Annotated in this window: 19 protein-coding genes; 11 read left to right on the forward strand and 8 right to left on the reverse strand. The window is 63.0% G+C overall.

Annotated features, from left to right (window positions below):
- Positions 1-2: 2 nt before the first annotated feature.
- The 4 genes from A5782_RS11795 (at position 3) to A5782_RS11810 (ending at position 3,928) form a co-directional block, all read left to right on the forward strand.
- Positions 3-473, forward strand: coding sequence for a hypothetical protein (locus A5782_RS11795; protein ID WP_082942882.1), 471 nt, complete (start codon positions 3-5; stop codon positions 471-473).
- Positions 474-484: 11 nt separating this feature from the next.
- Positions 485-1,693 carry an MAB_1171c family putative transporter gene (locus A5782_RS11800; RefSeq protein ID WP_156623889.1) on the forward strand — a complete coding sequence of 403 codons (1,209 nt, stop codon included), beginning with the start codon at positions 485-487 and terminating at the stop codon, positions 1,691-1,693.
- A gap of 64 nt (positions 1,694-1,757) precedes the next feature.
- On the forward strand, positions 1,758-2,864 hold the full coding sequence (locus A5782_RS11805) for a methyltransferase (RefSeq protein ID WP_082942883.1): 1,107 nt from the start codon (positions 1,758-1,760) through the stop codon (positions 2,862-2,864).
- Between the two features lie 602 nt (positions 2,865-3,466).
- Positions 3,467-3,928, forward strand: a complete 462-nt coding sequence (locus A5782_RS11810) for a nuclear transport factor 2 family protein (RefSeq protein ID WP_231986655.1) — start codon at positions 3,467-3,469, stop codon at positions 3,926-3,928.
- A gap of 373 nt (positions 3,929-4,301) precedes the next feature.
- Here the strand turns inward: A5782_RS11810 and A5782_RS11815 are convergent, their stop codons facing one another.
- Positions 4,302-5,147, reverse strand: a complete 846-nt coding sequence (locus A5782_RS11815; RefSeq protein ID WP_067099612.1) for a helix-turn-helix transcriptional regulator — start codon at positions 5,145-5,147, stop codon at positions 4,302-4,304.
- Positions 5,148-5,358: 211 nt separating this feature from the next.
- Here A5782_RS11815 and A5782_RS11820 point away from each other — a divergent pair, with 211 nt between their 5' ends.
- Positions 5,359-6,636, forward strand: coding sequence for a M24 family metallopeptidase (locus A5782_RS11820; protein WP_067099742.1), 1,278 nt, complete (start codon positions 5,359-5,361; stop codon positions 6,634-6,636).
- A gap of 169 nt (positions 6,637-6,805) precedes the next feature.
- The gene (locus A5782_RS11825; protein WP_197694197.1) at positions 6,806-7,771 is read left to right on the forward strand and encodes an SDR family NAD(P)-dependent oxidoreductase; all 966 of its coding nucleotides are present in this window, start codon (positions 6,806-6,808) and stop codon (positions 7,769-7,771) included.
- Positions 7,772-8,009: 238 nt separating this feature from the next.
- On the opposite strand, the gene A5782_RS11830 is transcribed toward A5782_RS11825, so the two are convergent.
- The 5 genes from A5782_RS11830 to A5782_RS11850 all read right to left on the reverse strand — a co-directional run bounded on the left by A5782_RS11830 (position 8,010) and on the right by A5782_RS11850 (position 11,048).
- Positions 8,010-8,966, reverse strand: a complete 957-nt coding sequence (locus tag A5782_RS11830) for an NAD(P)/FAD-dependent oxidoreductase (protein WP_067099616.1) — start codon at positions 8,964-8,966, stop codon at positions 8,010-8,012.
- A 132-nt stretch (positions 8,967-9,098) separates the two neighbouring features.
- Positions 9,099-9,467, reverse strand: a complete 369-nt coding sequence (locus A5782_RS11835) for a YciI family protein (RefSeq protein ID WP_067099618.1) — start codon at positions 9,465-9,467, stop codon at positions 9,099-9,101.
- A gap of 27 nt (positions 9,468-9,494) precedes the next feature.
- Positions 9,495-10,040, reverse strand: a complete 546-nt coding sequence (locus A5782_RS11840) for a DUF1772 domain-containing protein (RefSeq protein WP_082942886.1) — start codon at positions 10,038-10,040, stop codon at positions 9,495-9,497.
- Positions 10,037-10,264 carry a hypothetical protein gene (locus A5782_RS11845; RefSeq protein ID WP_067099622.1) on the reverse strand — a complete coding sequence of 76 codons (228 nt, stop codon included), beginning with the start codon at positions 10,262-10,264 and terminating at the stop codon, positions 10,037-10,039. The genes A5782_RS11840 and A5782_RS11845 overlap by 4 nt, the downstream gene beginning before the upstream one ends.
- A 61-nt stretch (positions 10,265-10,325) precedes the next feature.
- The gene (locus A5782_RS11850; RefSeq protein ID WP_067099624.1) at positions 10,326-11,048 is read right to left on the reverse strand and encodes an NAD(P)-dependent oxidoreductase; all 723 of its coding nucleotides are present in this window, start codon (positions 11,046-11,048) and stop codon (positions 10,326-10,328) included.
- Positions 11,049-11,089: 41 nt separating this feature from the next.
- On the opposite strand from A5782_RS11850, the gene A5782_RS11855 reads away from it, so the two are divergent.
- The 3 genes from A5782_RS11855 to A5782_RS11865 all read left to right on the forward strand — a co-directional run bounded on the left by A5782_RS11855 (position 11,090) and on the right by A5782_RS11865 (position 13,143).
- Positions 11,090-11,614 carry a MarR family winged helix-turn-helix transcriptional regulator gene (locus A5782_RS11855; RefSeq protein WP_231986656.1) on the forward strand — a complete coding sequence of 175 codons (525 nt, stop codon included), beginning with the start codon at positions 11,090-11,092 and terminating at the stop codon, positions 11,612-11,614.
- A gap of 243 nt (positions 11,615-11,857) precedes the next feature.
- Positions 11,858-12,514, forward strand: coding sequence for a TetR/AcrR family transcriptional regulator (locus A5782_RS11860; RefSeq protein ID WP_067099628.1), 657 nt, complete (start codon positions 11,858-11,860; stop codon positions 12,512-12,514).
- Positions 12,511-13,143, forward strand: a complete 633-nt coding sequence (locus A5782_RS11865) for an HXXEE domain-containing protein (RefSeq protein ID WP_067099630.1) — start codon at positions 12,511-12,513, stop codon at positions 13,141-13,143. The genes A5782_RS11860 and A5782_RS11865 overlap by 4 nt, the downstream gene beginning before the upstream one ends.
- Before the next feature lie 183 nt (positions 13,144-13,326).
- Here A5782_RS11865 and A5782_RS11870 read toward each other — a convergent pair whose 3' ends face one another.
- On the reverse strand, positions 13,327-14,031 hold the full coding sequence (locus tag A5782_RS11870; protein WP_067099632.1) for a GAF and ANTAR domain-containing protein: 705 nt from the start codon (positions 14,029-14,031) through the stop codon (positions 13,327-13,329).
- Positions 14,032-14,287: 256 nt separating this feature from the next.
- On the opposite strand from A5782_RS11870, the gene A5782_RS11875 reads away from it, so the two are divergent.
- Positions 14,288-15,028, forward strand: coding sequence for a cutinase family protein (locus A5782_RS11875; protein WP_067099633.1), 741 nt, complete (start codon positions 14,288-14,290; stop codon positions 15,026-15,028).
- Positions 15,029-15,171: 143 nt separating this feature from the next.
- Here A5782_RS11875 and A5782_RS11880 read toward each other — a convergent pair whose 3' ends face one another.
- Positions 15,172-15,771 carry a chemotaxis protein CheB gene (locus A5782_RS11880; protein WP_067099635.1) on the reverse strand — a complete coding sequence of 200 codons (600 nt, stop codon included), beginning with the start codon at positions 15,769-15,771 and terminating at the stop codon, positions 15,172-15,174.
- A gap of 417 nt (positions 15,772-16,188) precedes the next feature.
- On the opposite strand from A5782_RS11880, the gene A5782_RS11885 reads away from it, so the two are divergent.
- The gene (locus tag A5782_RS11885) at positions 16,189-16,974 is read left to right on the forward strand and encodes a 2OG-Fe dioxygenase family protein (protein WP_082942887.1); all 786 of its coding nucleotides are present in this window, start codon (positions 16,189-16,191) and stop codon (positions 16,972-16,974) included.
- The last annotated feature ends 69 nt before the right edge of the window (positions 16,975-17,043 follow it).

Here is a 17,043-nt window from a genome sequence, read left to right on the forward strand (position 1 = left end):
ACATGCTCGCGCTGGTGCGTGCTCTGCCCGTCCCGACCCCCTGGGATCGCATCGCGTTCATTGATAGTGTTGCCCGCTTGCGTGGCCGGCCGATTCGCGTGGTCCCGACGGTAGACAACCTCGCAATAAGCGCCTGCGGATTGTGGATGAAACGGGACACCGATGACATCATCATCCACGAAGCGGGTACCTCCGAGTACCACATCGACCAGATCGTATGCCACGAGATCGGGCACATGATGTTGGGACATGACCGCGGGACAGCGAGCGGGAGTGATGGTGACCATCCCAAAATGATCTTTGCGACCGCTCTGGCCGGTCTCGACCCCCATATAGGGGAGATTCTGGGCCGCACCGCGTTCGACGACGAGCGAGAACGCGATGCTGAGATGTTCGCGTCGATAGTGATGCTCGCGGCCGCCGAAGGCGGAGCGCAAAAGTCGATGATGAGCAGCGTCTTCTTCCGCCCGTGAGCTCGTCTGCCGTGACGGGCATCATCGCCTGGCCTGTGATTGCGTTCATGACGCTCGTGCTGGTCGGGCGCTACCGATGGTGCAACAGCAACCTCTACGAGAAATACTTCAACAATACTTTGACGTTCTTGCTGCTGACTCAGTTGTTGCGCGAGCACCTGGTGCAAAACATGCTCGTCAGCTCAGCTTTCATGGCGCCGCCCGGCACGTGGCAACTGAGTACCGCTGTAATGATTTACAGCTACGGCGAATTCATGGGGTTCACCCTGTTGTGGTCGGGGATGTCAGAAGCTGAAGCCCGCCGCAAGCACAAGTATTACCGCCTGGCAGGGGTGCTCCTTGCTGCCGGAGTGCTCATCTTTGGTAGTCCTGCTCGAATCGCCGCAGAGCCCCTTGAGTTCACGGTTGGCTGGGAGAGCGTGGCTGGCTTGGCTTGCGTGTCGGCATTGCTGGTGGTCCTAGCGACGCGCATGATATGGCTTTCCGTACGCGAGTTGCGTACCGCCAGCAGTCGGCGGGAGCGCTTGATCGCGATCAGCACACTGTCGATTGGTCTGGCGGGTATGGGGAGTGTGATCCAAGAGGTCGCCCTGCAGATGTCCGATCAGCTTGGCTGGACTCACACCGCCGAGTTCAGGCAGCAGTACCACGCGTTCGGCATTTTCTTCATGATATTTGGCGTGTTCGCGACTGCCGCTGTCCCTCTTGCTACGAAGCTACGTCGCTCACTCGGGCTCGATCCCATCAGCCGCAGCTGGTCCACATTGCAACCGCTGCGACGGACCCTGCGAACCGTTGTCCCAGAATGTGTCTTCGCCCTTGACCATGACGAGCCACGGCGCCGAAAAACACAGCTACAGCTGCATCACACCGTCGTCGAGATCCGGGACGCCATGTTGGGGCTGCGCCCATATTTCCGTGAAATACCCAACCATGAACTGATGCGCTTTCTGGCCAAGCCCCACCCGGTGCCGGCGCGCGACCGCGACACGGCTGTCGCAGCCCTTCGCCTGGCTTACGCCGCCAGAGCCAAAGCCGCCGGCGTCACGCCGGAACCCCCCGACGTCGATTCAGCACTAATCGTCGCGTCGCGAGCGGCAACGCTTCAACAGGAAGCCGCCGAACTGACCATGCTGGCGAAATGGTGGCCCGCCGCATACGCCGCCACTGAGGACATCATCGAATTTGCGGCCGACAAGAAAGCGAGCCCGACACTATGACTCCGCCTGCCCCGACACCGATCCCGCTTCCCCGCTTTCGGCTGACCATTCTCGGTGATCAGTGATGTCGATGCGCCTGCCTGCCGTGCCAGTACCGCGTTTGGTGGCGCGCGGCGTATTCGGTGCTCGACGCTGTGCGTTGGATCTCGCCGATGCCGTGGTGCCGGGGGGGTTCGCGCTATTCTTCGACGTTACATTCGGGTTGCAGAGGCTGAAGATCGCGGGCGTGCTTGTCTCTTCGGGGCTAGCCGATGCCCTCGGCAAGGATTCACAGGATCCAGTCGAACTGGCACACAAACTAGGATTAGACCCTGACGTGACGGTCAGAATCGTCAATGCGGCGATCGGGTCCCGGCTGATGAAACTGGACCGTGCGGGCCGTGCACGCATGACGAAGCTTGGTGCACCGCTATGTCGCGACCACCCCAAATCGCTCGCCTCCTGGGTTGCCTACTACGCGCACCCTGACACCGCAGCCGCATATGCGCACCTCGACGCCCAGCTGCGCGAAGGTGCCGAAACCTCGGGATATCAAAGGGCTTTCGGCACGTCGTTGTGGGGCTACTTCGACGATCGCCCAGATATGAGGAGCACGTTCGCAGATGCGATGCGCCAGCTCACCCAGTTCGACCTTGCCGGCATCGTACGGACCTATCCATGGCCGACACATGGAATCATCTGCGATGTCGCCGGGGGAGTCGGTCACATGCTCGCGGCCATCCTCGAACGTCGACCCGACGCTCGCGGGATCCTGCTCGATTCGCCCGCGATCATCGAGCAGGCAGACGGGTTTCTACGCGAGCGAGGGTTGGCCGACCGGATCGAGCGCCGCGCCGGCGACCTGTTCGGTCAACTCGACGCACGCGCTGACGTCTACACGATGAAGTGGATCCTGCACGACTGGGACGATCATGCCTGCCGCGAAATTCTTAAGCGGGTGCACGCCACCATGCCGTCCGGTTCGAGGCTGGTGACTATTGATATGCACCACGAATCAGGCCAGCTGAACGCCGTGTCGGCGATGCTCGACGTGCTGATGCTTGTTTCCTGCGAAGGCGGTCGGGAACGGTCGCCGCAGCAAGTGCAGGCCCTCATGCGCGACGCCGGACTCATACCAGGACGAGTCCGTCACTTTGGGCCTACCATGCTGGTCGAGGGCATCGCCCCGTAGGGGCGCGGTTTGCGACAACCACCGTCGGTGACCGCTGTCAGGCCAGCCGGCTCCGACGGTTCTTGCGTTCGTCGTTCAGCCCCGAGCAGACCTTAGGGGTCGTCTGTCAGGTCATCGTCACTAGATTGCCGGTGGCGCTCGTCTATCACGCGATGCCAAGCGTCGTGGATTCTTATGTTGTGAATGATGGTGCCGCAGCCCCTGCACGTATAGAGGCTGGGGGATCGACGTGGCTCGTAAAGCTCGTAATCTGGCTCGTGGCGTGCCATGGTTGGTGCCCCGCCTCTCCATAAGATAGATACGTCGGTGTCAGCCCGCCATGTCAAACTGGTTGTCGGCATTGGATCCGGCGTCGAGGTCCCGACAGGCCGAGGATCCGAGCATTCGAGCACCTTGCTGTTTGGCGCGCGAGCAATATGTCTAAGTACGACAGTACATGACTGGTGGCCAAAGTGTGAACTCAAGAAAATGCGGGTTCGAGGTAGCGATCGAATTTGAGGCGGCAGGCCGTATCCCGGTTTCAAGCTCGACGAAGCTTGTCACAACATCAAACGCATCTGGCACTAGTTGGCACTGTGGTGTGTGGAGTTGGCAGCGTGTCGATGACCATCGTCGATGGAATGAGTGCATCCTCGAATCCAAAGACATTTGTCATCAAGTTCGCCGAGTTCTGGGCTGATCCGTCGTCCCAGGGCTTGGCCGAACTCCTGCAACCCGACGTGGTTCTGATGCAGCCGCTCGTGCCTCGGATGGTCGGGATCGAGGCCGCACAAGCCCAGTTCCAACGCTTCCGGTACTGCCTTCCTGGCTTGCACGCCCATGTCGACCATTGGTGTGGAGACGGTGACTTGGTCTTCATAGAATTCCGGCTGCACGCCCGCATCGGTGGCGCCGTAATCGAATGGCCCAACGTGAACCGCCTGCAGCTACGTAACGGCAAGGGGATTGAACGCGTTACCTACTTCGACCCTCTGGCGATCCTGCCCACGCTGTTGCGGCACCCCTCACTAGGGTGGCGCTGGTGGCGCTGGTGGCGCTCCAGCATCAGCGCCCCTGAAGCCTAGCGAGGCGTAGCAGCTATCGCCCAAGCAAAGGAGTGCGCCTCGACAGCAGTCCTCCGGCGGGGTAGCGGCACACCGGTCCGATCGTGAATAGTGTTGCGCGGGTTGATAACACGGATCCCGGCTTTAGTTTAGCGGCCTGATGTACCCACGCTCGGAACAGTGCTCGAGGACTCCTGCCCACGTTCCGAAATCGGTGGATGAGTGGGTAATACACAGACCGTGAACATAGCCGCAGCATCAGTGATGCTGAGACACAGTGCATAACAACATACTTCGCTATGGGGAGGCCTTTGCGGTAACCCGCAATCTTCGTTCCCACCCTATTAGGGAAGAGGTGCGGTCGCGGTGTCGCGAGCTGAAGGCTCATCGCACGTCATTGCATGGACATCCGCTCGGTGCCAGTGACACGCATCATTTCGAGTGCCGACGCTTCGCGTGTGCCGGCTGCGGCGGAGTAGACGATCATTGACTGGTCGGTGTCGGGTAGCAGCAAGGTATCGCAGTCCAGGACGAGAAGCCCGAAGTCAGGGTGGTCGATCGTCTTGTGCGTCGAACGGACCACGGTGGAGTTTCCTTCCCGCCACATGCTCTGGAACCGCTGGCTGCCGGCCATCAGCTCGTCGATCAGCTCGCGCAGGTCGGGATCGTCGGGGTAGCGCGAGAGCGCGGTGCGTAGCGACCCGACTGCCTGCTGCTCGGCCGGCTCAATCTCTTCCGGATCGAGCGCCACACGAGTTTTGCCGCTGCCGAGGAACCGCTGCCAGATGACGTTGCGTTGTCCCTCGGGCCAGCCGGCGACGTCGCCAATTAGCGCGCAGGCCATCGGATTTTGCACCAACAAGTCACCTTTGGCCGACAGCACCAGCGCGGGCACCTCCGTCAACCGCTGCAGCAGCCGAAGCACACTCGGCCGGACCGACATCTCGATCCGCCCGGCCAGTGGCGGTGCGCTGCCGGCGAGACGGAAGACTTGATCGCGTCCGTCGCGGTCAAGACGTAGTGCCCGGGTCAGCGCTGTGAGCACCTGGATCGAGGGCCGCGGCGCGCGGCCTTGTTCGAGGCGGACCACGTAGTCAACACTGAGCCCGGCGAGTTGAGCGACCTCCTCCCGGCGTAGACCGACGACCCGCCTCCTGGGACCCGCCGCAAGGCCCACCTCTTCGGGCGCGATGCGTGTCCGTGCGGCCCTCAGAACATTGGCGAGTTCGACACGATCCATCCATTCAGTCTCCTCGGCTGGCCGCGTGCTGTCCTGGTACCGCGACTCCTAGCCTGCGGGGTCTCTGGATGGCACCTCGCCGCCGGGGCATCGTGGAGCCGTGAGCGAGTCGAGGAGCAGCGCAGACCCACCCAACCGGCAACGTCGACGGGGGCAAGAACCGGCATCGACACCCACAGATTTTCACGTGCAAAGTGCGGAGGAGTACGACATGGGCAACGTTGCGGTTCCGACATTCTCGATCGCTGAGCGTGATCGCAGGTGGAATTTGGCGCGCGATTTCATGCGGCGCGAAGGGCTTGATGCGCTGCTCGTCTTCGGTGAGCATGAAGACGCCGGCCCCGCGCCGTTCGCGTTCGACACCTGGTTCACCAACGCCAGGCCTGGCACGACGGTCGTTTTTCCCGGTGACGGCGAACCGCTGTCGCTGTTGCCGATGGAGATGTTCTGGAGGGACTATCTCGAATGCGGGCGCCGGGGTAACGCCCTTTGGATCTCGCCCAAGAACATCCGAGCGTCTCGCGACTCTGCAGCGATCGCTGACACGCTCATTGCACTTGGGCTGTCGACGGCAACGATCGGCGTCATTGGTCTGGAACCGTATGCGCCGTGGCACCCCGAAGGGGTGGTGCCCTATCGGCAGTGGAACAACGTGCTGAACAGGTTTCCGGACGTGGACTTCAAACCTGTCGCGCAGACGCTGTCACGTCTCATCATGCCGCTGAGCGGCGAGGAGATCGCCGTTGCACGCCGCGCGGCGAGCATCGGCGACGCCATGGTGGCGGCCATGGTAGGCACCGCCGCTGCCGGCGTCTCGGAGAGCGAGGTCTACGCAGCTGGGATGGCTGCCGGATATGCAAGCGGCACAACCCCAGCCGCCATGCATCTCTATTCGGGACCCGACCCACTGGCTCGAGCTTTGCCGCCATGGAGCTACCGACCGCAGGCACCCCGCATCCTGGCCGACGGTGACGTTGTGTCCGCGGAGGTGTTCTCCAACCTGGGCGGACGCCACACACAGCACCAGGCCACGATCACGGTCGGCGAGCCTCACCCGGATCTGGCGCGCGCCGCCGACGTTGCGCGCTCCACCTACGACGCGGGTCTGCAGGCTCTGCGCCCCGGCCGGACATTCGGGGACGTCGTCGATGTCATGCGCGAGGTGTTGGACGCCGCTGACGGCTGGGAGTTCGGCCCTTCGCTGCACGCGCTCAACCCGATGATCGCGTTGAGCGGCTTCCCAGCAGACGCCACGAAACGGATTCCCGGCGCCCAGGCCTACCCGCCCGAGCCCGACCATCCCACCATCGGTGCCGACATGGAACTGGTGCCTGGCATGACCTTCGCCATGGAACCCAATTACGTCTTCGGCCAGCACCTGGCCTACCTTGGCGGCACCGTCATCGTCGGCGACCCCGATCCGATCGAACTTAACCCGTACACAGCGCAAATCCTTCGCGCCCAAGGCAACACGACCATATCGAAGTAGTCGCTGCGTTCTTTATTCGTCCCACCGGGACCGGGTGAACCGAGATACACGACATCCCGCAACGAAGATAAAACGAAGTTTGGCGTCGGGATGGTCGCGCACAGCGACCACCGCCGGGACCCGGGCCGTGTTCAGCGCATATTCACGGGCTGTCAATCAAGGAGGAAGTGTGACAACGGTTTTCATCACTGGCGGTCATTCCGGCATCGGGCTCGAATGCTCCAGGCAGCTCGCCGCCAGGGAGGTCAATATCATTCTCGCGGGTCGTAGCCCGGCAAGGATGCAGTCAGTTGCCGACGAACTGCGAGCGGTGCGCAATATCGACGTGGCCACGGTCGAACTCGACATCTCCTCCCTGGCGTCGGTTCGCAGCGCGGCCGTCAGCTGCGGTGCGATGATCGCGCGCGGGGAGATCGAACCGCTGCAGGCGGTGATCTGCAACGCCGGTGGTCGTTTCGACTGGGCAAAGAAATACAGCCCGGAGGGCTACGAGCTGACGTTCGCGACGAACTGCCTTGGTCATTTCCTCCTCGTCGAGCTGCTCCTTCCGATGATGTCGCTCGACGGTCGTGTCGTGTTCACGGCGAGCGGCACGCACGACCCCGACACGATGGACGGCAAGATGGTCGGCGCCGCCGTTGAGCCGAACGCCATCGCGCTCGCAAACGACGGGAAGGACGGGGCGAAGCCGTTGTCGGCCGGCAGGCGATATTCGACGTCCAAGCTCTGCACCGTCATGTACGCCTACGAGCTCGCCAGGAGGCTCGACCGTGCGGGCAGCTCGATCGCGTCGATCGCGTTCGACCCCGGTTCTGTTCCCGAGACGGGCTTTCTGCGCGACATGCCGAAAGTGGTGCAGTGGTTGGCGAAAACTTCGTTGATGAATTGGGTTTCCAAGCGCCTCGGCGGCACGACGTCGACGCTCGCGTTTTCCGGCGCCGCACTCGCGGACCTGGCCGTCGACCCGCAGCACGCGGGCGGCTCTGGCGGCTACTTCCAAGCGAAGGAGGGAAAACTCTCGAAGGTACGGTCCTCGAAGGTTTCCTACGACGAGCAGCGCGCGCTGGCGTTGTGGAACGATTCGAAACGGCTCGTCGGGCTCCTCCCGGACGAGGAACCTGCGCAACTGCAATAACGACGGATGAGCACTGTAGTGATCAAAACCATTGGGGTCAGAGGCATTCGGTGGCGCGGCGCGAAGTCACGACATCGACCGCCACCGCACAAAGCTGTTCGCCTGGCCCGATCGCTCGCGTGTCTCGGCCCTCAGCGCTCGCGTGCAGAGGTAGGCGTGTGGCGGCTAACCCCAGTGGGCCAAATACATACGGGCCGCGGTTCGCTCGTGAAGGACACGACCTTGTCGCCGTCCATGATTAAGTGTGGACATCATGGCTCCATTCCGGCACCGGCAGGCCGACATCGTCGGCCAGCAGGCTCTGCACCACCGCGGTAGCCGCCAACGATCCGGATGCGATCGCGGCCGCCACTTGGGGCATCTGGGCGCTCGGGTCGCCCGCGACGAAAACGCCTGGCACGGAGGTGCGGCACAGGGCGTCGACACCGATCCGCTCCGCTGTGACCGACGTCGGCTCGGCAAACTCGACACCGAGCTGCTCGGCCAGTGACGAGCGCTGATGCATCGTCGTGCCCACCAGCAACCCATGACGTTCCAACCGCCCACCGTCGGAGAACGCGATCGCCGCCAATTCGCCGTCTGTGCTGACGATTTCGGTCACCGGCCGCTCGTCGATGCGAACACCGGCGGCGGCCAGCCGCGCGACATCGTCGGCGCCGAGATCGGCAGGCCCGTCTGTCAGCAGCACGATATCGCTGCTCCAGCCGCGCAACAACAACGACGCATGCACCGCCTGTTCTCCACGCGCCAACACCGCCAAAGGCTGATCGCGCACCTCCCATCCGTGGCAGAACGGGCAATGGAAAACCGACTTGCCCCACAGCGGCGCGAGCCCACGAATTGACGGCGGTCGATATTGCATACCGGTGGCCAGCAGTACTCGCCGGGTCCGCTCGCGCCGACCGTCGAGCAAGGTGAGTTCGAAAAGACCATTTGCGCGTAACCCGGCGACGACTTCGCCGGTGCGGTATTCGACGCTGGGATACGATGCGATTTCGCGCTTACCCGCAGCGTAGAGCTCGGCCGGAGGCCGGCCGTCATGTCCAAGCAGACCACCGATTCCGTGCGAGGCGAGGTTACTTTGTTCACCTGCGTCGACAAGCAGCGTGCGGCGACGGGCCCGGCCCAGCACCAAGCCCGCGCTCAGTCCGGCCGCGCCGCCGCCGACAATGACACAGTCCCAGATGTCGTCCATGCCTTCAGCTTGCCCAGGCCAGTCACCGATGCCAAACTTATTTGCTATACAGGCAAACAGCGGTCCGCGTCGACGATCGCAACCGTCGGCTACCGCGCAAGGACTTCAGAATGGCGCGTCCGCCGTCCGTTTTCAGGAAGACCACGGCCGCTCGCCTGGCCCGGGCAGCGTTGACCAGTCTTTCTTACGGTTCCAACGATTGACGCGCGGGATGCGGATTCCCGACTGGTGCAGGGGATCTCGGGCGACGATCTGCTCCGCAGCGGCCAGTGATTCTGCCCGCACCACGTAGATTCCGTTTCCTGAGTTCGCTCCTTCCGCCGTTTCCAGCGGCCCGCCCATGACAAGGATTCCGTCACTAGAAAGCTGGGACAAGAATTTCAGGTGATCGTCAAGGCGCGCGAAGATCGCGTCCGGCTCCTGGCCGGCGAGCTCACTGAAAACGAAGTACAGCACTTCGTGGCCGACGCCTAAGGCGGATTGATGTGCGCTGGTGGACATTTGGGCTCCTATGCGAAACAGTGGTCGTCAGGGGGCGATGGTTGCGGAGCGCTGTGACGGTCTTACCGCCATGAGCATGAGGAACGCCAGCAGGGCAGTGGTGGTACGTGCTGCGTGGGCCAGCTGCCAGCGGTCGCGGACGCCGGCCCAGTTGGCGGGTGGAGCTGCCGCAGACCATCCATGCTGCATCGTGTTGATCGGCAAGCTGATGGACACGCTGACCAGCACGGTCGCCAGCAGGAACAGCAGGGCGGTGACGGCCAACCACCGCCGGGCAGTGCCGCGGCGGAATGAGGTGATAGCCAGCACCGAGACGGCAAGGAGGGCAGGGATGAGCAGCGCAGTCGCGAGATCATCTAGGTGTTTGAGTTCGATGAGCCGGACCTGGGTGTAGACCGCGGCGTCCTCGCTTCGCAGGCTGAACTCCACGACCAGCACGGTAATTAGGAAGCCGGAGAACAGCCCGCTCAGCAGCAAGGCACAGTAGGCCGACGTCGTGTGTAGCGCAGGGCTCCGGCCCGCTCGTGCGGTGTCGCTGTGCGCGGGTGTGCTGGGGCGGGGTGTGATGGTCATCGGTGCCTCTCCAGTTGTGGCTCGTCCGAGGATGAGTGGGCGAGTCGCGGGTAGTCGGTGTTTCCGCGTTCGCCACGGCCGGAGAAGGTGCCGCGGCCGGGAACATTGAACGGGTCGCCGTTGGCCAGCCGTTGCGGGAGGTCGGGATTGGCGAGAAAGAGCGCGCCGTAGGAGACCATGTCGCCGGTCTCCCTCGAGTCGAACGGCTTGGCGTGAGATCTCATGGCTTACTTCCTTCGGTCATCGGCTGATCACTGGCCGACGGTTTCTGGCGACCGGGCATGCTCAGTGCGTGGGCACCGACTGGGTGCTGGAGTCGTTACCCGACCCCGCTTCGCGCCGGATCATCTGCCACAGGCTCGGAGTGTTGGCGGTGGTCGAGACGATCACGGTCTGGCGGACCGCGGCCGCATCAGCGGCTACCGCCACCAAATAGTCGGCGAGATCGACGCGCGCCGTGAAAGCGCCCACGGGATCGACATCTCCGCGCACGTAATCGGTCGGCACCGGCAGATCGAACAGCCCCGAGGGGCGAACGACCGTCCAATCCAGTCCGCTGCCACGCACGATCGTCTCCATCCGCCGGATGTCGTCATAGACGGTCTTGCCAATGGTGCGAGTCAGAATCGGTTCGATGAGCCGCAACGAGAACGGGACTCGCCGCCGACGCATCGGAAATGCGGCTGTCGAGCTGACCACCACGAGCCGGCGGGCGCCCGAGTCGTGCATGGCGGTCACGATGTTTCTGGTTCCGACCGAATACGTATCGACTGCATCCCTGGTGAACGTGACACCTAACGTCGACACCACGGCATCGACGCCCTCGACGAGCGGACGGACTACCGCCCCATCCCGCACGTCAGCCTCGGCGACCGTCAACCTTGGCCCTGCCAGCGGGAACTCACGGGGCCGGCGAGTCACCGCGACCACGTCATGGCCGGCGTCCAGGGCGATCGCAGTCGCCAGCCGACCGGTCTGGCCGTTGGCCCCGAAGATGACGAGCTTCATGTCTACTCCCAACTAGTCACTGGTAATGATCATCACTATAGGTGACTATCACCCCCGATGCTAGACTACTGTTTATGACTGAAGTCACAGACGGCATCGCGAGCCTCGATGAGCGCATTCCATTTCTGTTGTCGCAGTTGGGATCCCATATGGCCAGCGAATTTCAGCGCCAGCTGATCGACAGCAATGTGCAACCGCGCAGCTATGCGGTGCTGATGGCGCTTGCCACCCGAAATGGTCAGTCGCAGCGTCAGTTGTCGGCTCGGCTGGGCATCCACCGCAACGTCATGGTCAATATCATCGACACGCTCGAGGCCGACGGCCTCGTGCAACGTAAGCCGCACCCGGACGACCGTCGAGCATTCGCCATCACGCTCACCGGGCGGGCCCGCCGACTTTTGCCCCAGCTCGATCAGGCGGCCCGGGCACTCGAAGACGCTGTCACGGCTGAGCTTTCGGCAAGTGAACGCGAAGCCCTACGCAACTTGCTGCAGCGGATCGCTGGTGGCGCCGGTCTGATACCGGGTGTGCACCCGGGATTGGCCGATGACGATGCCGTCTGCTGAGTTGCCCGTCATGGCAACGAATGAAATGCAGATGCTACCCCGCCCCCGGATACCTTAGGCGCGAAAGACATTGGTGCACAGATGGATGTAGGCCGGGGGAGCGGAAGCGCAGGCTTCGACAACGCCTTGCGCCACGAACAGCCATAGTCCTGCGCATCCGCGAAGGGCCGACGAGCGCGCGACCTGGCCGAAGGTGCCGGCAATGGCTTGACAACTAAGTAAGTGCTCACTTAGTTTAATAAGATGACGAGCAAGCCGAAGGCGCGTATCGGTCGTCCCCCTGCTTCTGACGCTCAACCCACTGCGGAGCGCATCTTGTCGGCGGCGCTGCGGTTGTTCGCCGAGCAGGGGTTCGCAGCCACCTCGGTGCGCCAAATCGCCGCGGCGGTAGGAGTCACAGATGCCGCCCTCTACTCACACTTCCCGAGCAAGCAAAAGATATTCGACCGCCTAGTCGAGACGATGGGCCCACCCACCCCCACGCTTCTGGGTCTTGACTCAGCGGCGATGAGCGACGTCGCTCCAGAGGTTGCCGTTCCCGCCGCGGTCGAGATGCTCCTGGCTCACTGGAGCGACCCCGACGTGCGCATGTTCACGGCTGTGCTGTTGCGTGAAGGCAGTCGAGGAGACGCTGCCGCAGACTTGACGGCCGGCATCGAAGCCGCCCGCACCGCCCTGACACCAGTTTTTGAGGCGTGGCAGCAGAAGGGCCACCTGCGTGCGGACGTGTCCGCCCGACAGATCGTGTGGGAGCTGTTGGCCCCGCTCAACGTGATCCGCTTCCTCTACCTCGGCCACAACGCTGCCCCATCGGAACTCGCCCACGCCCGTCAAATGGCCGCCGAGCACCTCGACTACTTCCGCGCCTGCACATTCATCGCCGATGGGAGCACGACATGACGAGTCTGGAGTTCGGCATCGGAACCGCGATCGCCGTACTGATGGCCATCGGTTTCACCCGAATCAGTTCCGGCCGGTCGTTGATCGTCACGTTTGTGCCGGGCGTGGTCATCAGCTGGCTGGTCACATTGTGGATGTTCGTCCAACACGTCGCCCTGCCCGCGGCCGACCATTTCCTGCCCTACTTTTTCACCGCGTTGATCGTGCAGTTTCTGCACTTCGCAGAAGAATTCAGGACCGACTTCAAGACATTCTTTCCGGTCCTCTACGGCGGTACCGCGTATAGCGACAACCTGTTCGTCACATTCAACATGGCCGCCTACGCCGTCTTCACCACCTGCGCACTATCTGTGTTTTACCTCGACGCGCGTTACCTACTGATGCCGGCGCTGTTCTTCATCGTCTACGGTGCGATCGGCAATGCGATCTCACATACGGTATGGAGTGCGACCGCCCGCGCCTACCGTCCGGGTCTCATTACGGCCCAGGCGTACTGGATCATCGGGCCGTTGGCGTTGTACAAGCTGACGGGCAGCGCGGTCGCGACCGCAGTCACCTGCGTGGGCTTCGCCGTCGTCCTGCTGATCACCCTCAACATCCCCGTCAAACGGGTTCGGCGCCAGACATGAGCAGCTGCGGTCCAGTGGGGAGCCCTATGGATCCGCCACGGTGGTTGAGAGAGGGCCGATGCATCTGATGAAAACGACAGAGTTCATCGGTAATCCGCCATATTCGATCCCGGCATATTGCGGTAGAAGGAGCGAAAGGTATTGGCTGAGCCGGTTTCCCGGCGGCATTGGCCGCAGATGGTTTTAGCCTGGCGGTGGGTCCGCCGTGGTGCGGTCGACGAGTTCTTGGGCGATCTGCCGCACGGGTGCGTTGCGGTCTTGGGAGAGGCGGGTGAGTAGCTCGAAGGCGCGCACCGCATCAACATGGAATCGTTCCATGATGATGCCCTTGGCTTGGCCGATGACGTCGCGGCTGGTCAGCGCCGACTGGAACTGGTGTTCGCGGTTGGCGGAGATGATCAAAGCGGCCGCGTGGGTGGCTAGCATGGCACCGATCGTTTCTACTTCGGGATCAAAAGTTCCGGTGCCGCGGCTGAACAGATTCAGCGCCCCAGAACCTTTGGAGTAGGTGTAGAGCTGATACGACAGCACACGATGCACCCCGGCCTCGGCCGCCGCCGCGCCAAACCGCGGCCAGCGTGGGTCGTTTCTGATGTCAGGGCTGCGGATCACCGCATCCACGGACGCCGCCTCCAAACATGGACCTTCCTGAAGTTCGCATTGGGCGGTGTCGAGTTGGGTCATGATTGGTGAGGTCGGCTCCAGCGAGCGATACTGCCCGTCCTCGACCAACAACACGTCGGCGTAATCGACGCCCGCCATCAACTCCACCGCAGCGGTGGTCAGCCGGCCCAGCGCGTCGCCGACCGCATTTGGCTCGGCAAAACTGGCGGTCAACTCCCGCATTGTGGAGCTCAGCACCTCGTCATAGCTGATCGCGTCGTCCATCAGCGCCTCCTTTCTGGGCACCCCAGGGGTCGGCGCCAAAGCAACAGTTGTTAACACGGCTATACCCACAATGCATGGGGGATCACTGGCACGGTCAGGTTAATCGGCTGGCGATCGCCAGAGATACCAATAGCCGACTATTCGAACCCCGCCTCCTCCACACGAATGACAGCGCTTGCTAGGCATGCAGGAGCCGCTCAGGAAACGCCCTGTAAACACACAGATTGCCGGTGCGTGGCATGGGCACCACTGCGCCATGATCGCACCTCACTTCACTCGATTCCTTGCTCCTGCAGTTCTGGCAGCATCGGGCCTTAGCGCCTCGGTGCTTGCACCTGCAATCCCCTCCGCCTCGGCCCAATGCCCGGACGTGCAGGTGGTCTTTGCCCGCGGCACCGGGGAACCTCCCGGGGTCGGGGGCACCGGACAGGCATTCATCGATGACCTGCACTCACGGGTGGGCGCAAAGTCGTTCGACGTCTATCCGGTCAACTATCCAGCCAGCAATGACTGGGACACCGGCCTGGACGGCATCAGGGACGCCGGCGCTCATATCCGGTCCATGGCCAAGCAGTGCCCCAACACCAAGATGGTGCTCGGCGGTTACTCCCAGGGCGCGGCGGTGATGGGGTTTGTCACCTCGGCCGCGGTCCCCGACGGAATCGACCCCGCCACCGTGCCCAAACCGCTGGACCCCGCGGTGGCCAACCATGTTTCCTCGGTCGTGCTCTTCGGGATGCCCAACGTGCGGGCGATGAACTTCCTCGGCGAACCACCGGTCGTCATCGGCCCGGCCTATGAGGCCAAGACCATCAAGGTCTGCGCCACCGAGGACCCAGTCTGCTCGGACGGGCTGAACTTCGCCGCCCACAACACCTACGCCGACGACGCCAGCATGGTTGACAAGGGCGCAGCCTTTGCCGCCGGGCGCCTGGGCGGAAACTCCCAAGGGCCAGCCAGCATGGTCGATGCCCCGAGCGAAGGCTTTGGCGCCTGAAGTGGAGACTTACCTGGTCCCTGCGCAAGCCCACGAACACAGCAGCAATACTTGATCCGTACACCGATCACTGGCCGCGTGGGGTGAAACCGCATCCGGGACAAGGGTGTTGGTGCGCTGGCCTGGCGAGCAAGCGGATCGATTCATGCCTTGTGCCCGGTCAGGGCATCGACGTGGGCTTGGATCGCGTTCGCAATCTGATCCAGGGGCAGGACGGCGTGTACTACGCCGGTATCAATGGCTGCGCTGGGCATGCCGAAATACGCGGCGCTGATCTGATCCTGAGCGAATACGGTGCCTCCGCAATGGCGGATCGCGCGGATACCGGCTTGGGCATCAGTGCCCGTGCCGGTAAGGACAACGGCTAGCGCTCGCGGACCGCAGGTAACGGCAAGCGTGACCAACAGGAGGTCAGCGGAGGGTCGCGCCGGCGGGAATTCACCGGACTCGATGAGCCCGATCCTTGCTTCGGAAGTCACGAGCAAATGATGGGCTGCCGGTGCGATGAGCACTGTGCCCGCTGCGAGCGAGTCACCATCCCCGGCGGTGTGGACCGGCAGGGCGGTTCGTTGACCGAGGATGTGCGCCAGCGAGCTGGGACGCTCCGGCGAAATGTGCTGCACAATGAGGATCGCGGCGGACAAGTCGGCCGGTAGCGGAGTGAGCACCCGTGTCAGCGCGTTCAGGCCGCCAGCCGAAGCCACCAGTGCGATCACCGGAAACTTGATCGGCAGCGCGTCCACTTTGTCGATGCCATCGTCCTTGAGTGTCTGCCGGCCAGTTTGTCCGGCCTGCGGGAAATACTAGTGCAATCTAGGGACAAAAGATGGGGGAGTCCGGGGACGTCGCGCGCGATCGCCGAGTGCGACGCGATCCTGGCTGCGACTCTCCCGACTCGATCGCTTGCGCGAGAACGTAATTCGGAATTGCGGATAGGGTGCTCAACCCACAGCTCGAATTATGTTATGACACACCGCACTACGCATCTAGAGGCATTTACCAATGACGCCCCATATCCGATTCGGCCGAATCGGCGAATGACAGGAGAAAGATTAAACGCATGCGCGCCCCGTTCCGGGTTGAGTAGGACGACCAACGAACCAGATACCAACCGGCGACTCGTCCGCGTGGTGCCCGAGGCGCATCGGTAAAGCGGGGACATGTTTAGCGACACGCAATTGCGGTACTCCGGCGCGGTGACGGGGATTCTCTGCACGAAGCGGTCGGCCGCCGACCCGGTGGACGCCGCGCCCCAGGCGGTTGCCGCGACGGGCGTCGCGGTGCTCCCCTCGTTCGATGTGAGGCGAAGTCTGGGCGTGGGCCGAGAAGAGTGGATGCGGTTTGCCAGGCATTGGCGGCATTTGGCGCCTGACCCCTACGCGGCGCAGCTGGGGGTGCAGCGCCTGCGCCGTTACGGCCAATTCTCTTTTCGCGATGGGATCCTGCATCCGATGCCCAACGGCACGTTCCTGCAGCCGGAGGACTCCAATCCTCTCTACATCGGCAAGGGTCGTGACTTCGAGCCGCTGACCGACGCGTTCGCTGCAGATCCCTTGCTGCATAAGGTGATCAAACTGCTGGCACGGGTGGCCGCGGCCCTGGACGACATCACCGACTGGAACGTCAAGGTGCATCCGTTCCGCATCCGATCCTACGACTCCAAAGCCGGGGGCGGCCGGCCGACACCTGAGGGCATGCACCGTGACGGTGTCACCCTGGTCAGCTCACTTTTGGTGGGACGGCGCAATACCCTCGGCGGCCAGAGCTTGGTGTGCGACCTGGATGGCCGGCAGTTGCTGACGACGACGCTGACCGAGCCCGGCACGTTGCTGGTGGGCGACGATCGCCGCACTATCCACGGCGTTTCCTCGATCCGCCCGATCGACTGCTACGGACCGGCGCAGCGCGACGTCCTGGTGATCACTTTCGCGTCCCGCTGGCCTTGATCGCCTCGATCGTGGAAAGTGTTGTGGTAGAGCAGGAATAGGACGGGCCACCGCACAGGGCTGGCGCGT

Origin of the sequence: Mycobacterium sp. 852002-40037_SCH5390672 (assembly GCF_001665875.1) — a bacterium.
Taxonomy (GTDB): domain Bacteria; phylum Actinomycetota; class Actinomycetes; order Mycobacteriales; family Mycobacteriaceae; genus Mycobacterium.

Bases quoted from the DNA above. Each gene is read 5' to 3' on its own strand.
- A5782_RS11795 (WP_082942882.1), top strand. From the start codon at position 3: ATGCTCGCGCTGGTGCGTGCTCTGCCCGTCCCGACCCCCTGGGATCGC.
- A5782_RS11805 (WP_082942883.1), top strand. From the start codon at position 1,758: ATGTCGATGCGCCTGCCTGCCGTGCCAGTACCGCGTTTGGTGGCGCGC.
- A5782_RS11810 (WP_231986655.1), top strand. From the start codon at position 3,467: ATGACCATCGTCGATGGAATGAGTGCATCCTCGAATCCAAAGACATTT.
- A5782_RS11815 (WP_067099612.1), bottom strand. From the start codon at position 5,147: ATGGATCGTGTCGAACTCGCCAATGTTCTGAGGGCCGCACGGACACGC.
- A5782_RS11820 (WP_067099742.1), top strand. From the start codon at position 5,359: ATGGGCAACGTTGCGGTTCCGACATTCTCGATCGCTGAGCGTGATCGC.
- A5782_RS11830 (WP_067099616.1), bottom strand. From the start codon at position 8,966: ATGGACGACATCTGGGACTGTGTCATTGTCGGCGGCGGCGCGGCCGGA.
- A5782_RS11835 (WP_067099618.1), bottom strand. From the start codon at position 9,467: ATGTCCACCAGCGCACATCAATCCGCCTTAGGCGTCGGCCACGAAGTG.
- A5782_RS11840 (WP_082942886.1), bottom strand. From the start codon at position 10,040: ATGACCATCACACCCCGCCCCAGCACACCCGCGCACAGCGACACCGCA.
- A5782_RS11845 (WP_067099622.1), bottom strand. From the start codon at position 10,264: ATGAGATCTCACGCCAAGCCGTTCGACTCGAGGGAGACCGGCGACATG.
- A5782_RS11850 (WP_067099624.1), bottom strand. From the start codon at position 11,048: ATGAAGCTCGTCATCTTCGGGGCCAACGGCCAGACCGGTCGGCTGGCG.
- A5782_RS11860 (WP_067099628.1), top strand. From the start codon at position 11,858: ATGACGAGCAAGCCGAAGGCGCGTATCGGTCGTCCCCCTGCTTCTGAC.
- A5782_RS11865 (WP_067099630.1), top strand. From the start codon at position 12,511: ATGACGAGTCTGGAGTTCGGCATCGGAACCGCGATCGCCGTACTGATG.
- A5782_RS11870 (WP_067099632.1), bottom strand. From the start codon at position 14,031: ATGGACGACGCGATCAGCTATGACGAGGTGCTGAGCTCCACAATGCGG.
- A5782_RS11875 (WP_067099633.1), top strand. From the start codon at position 14,288: ATGATCGCACCTCACTTCACTCGATTCCTTGCTCCTGCAGTTCTGGCA.
- A5782_RS11885 (WP_082942887.1), top strand. From the start codon at position 16,189: ATGTTTAGCGACACGCAATTGCGGTACTCCGGCGCGGTGACGGGGATT.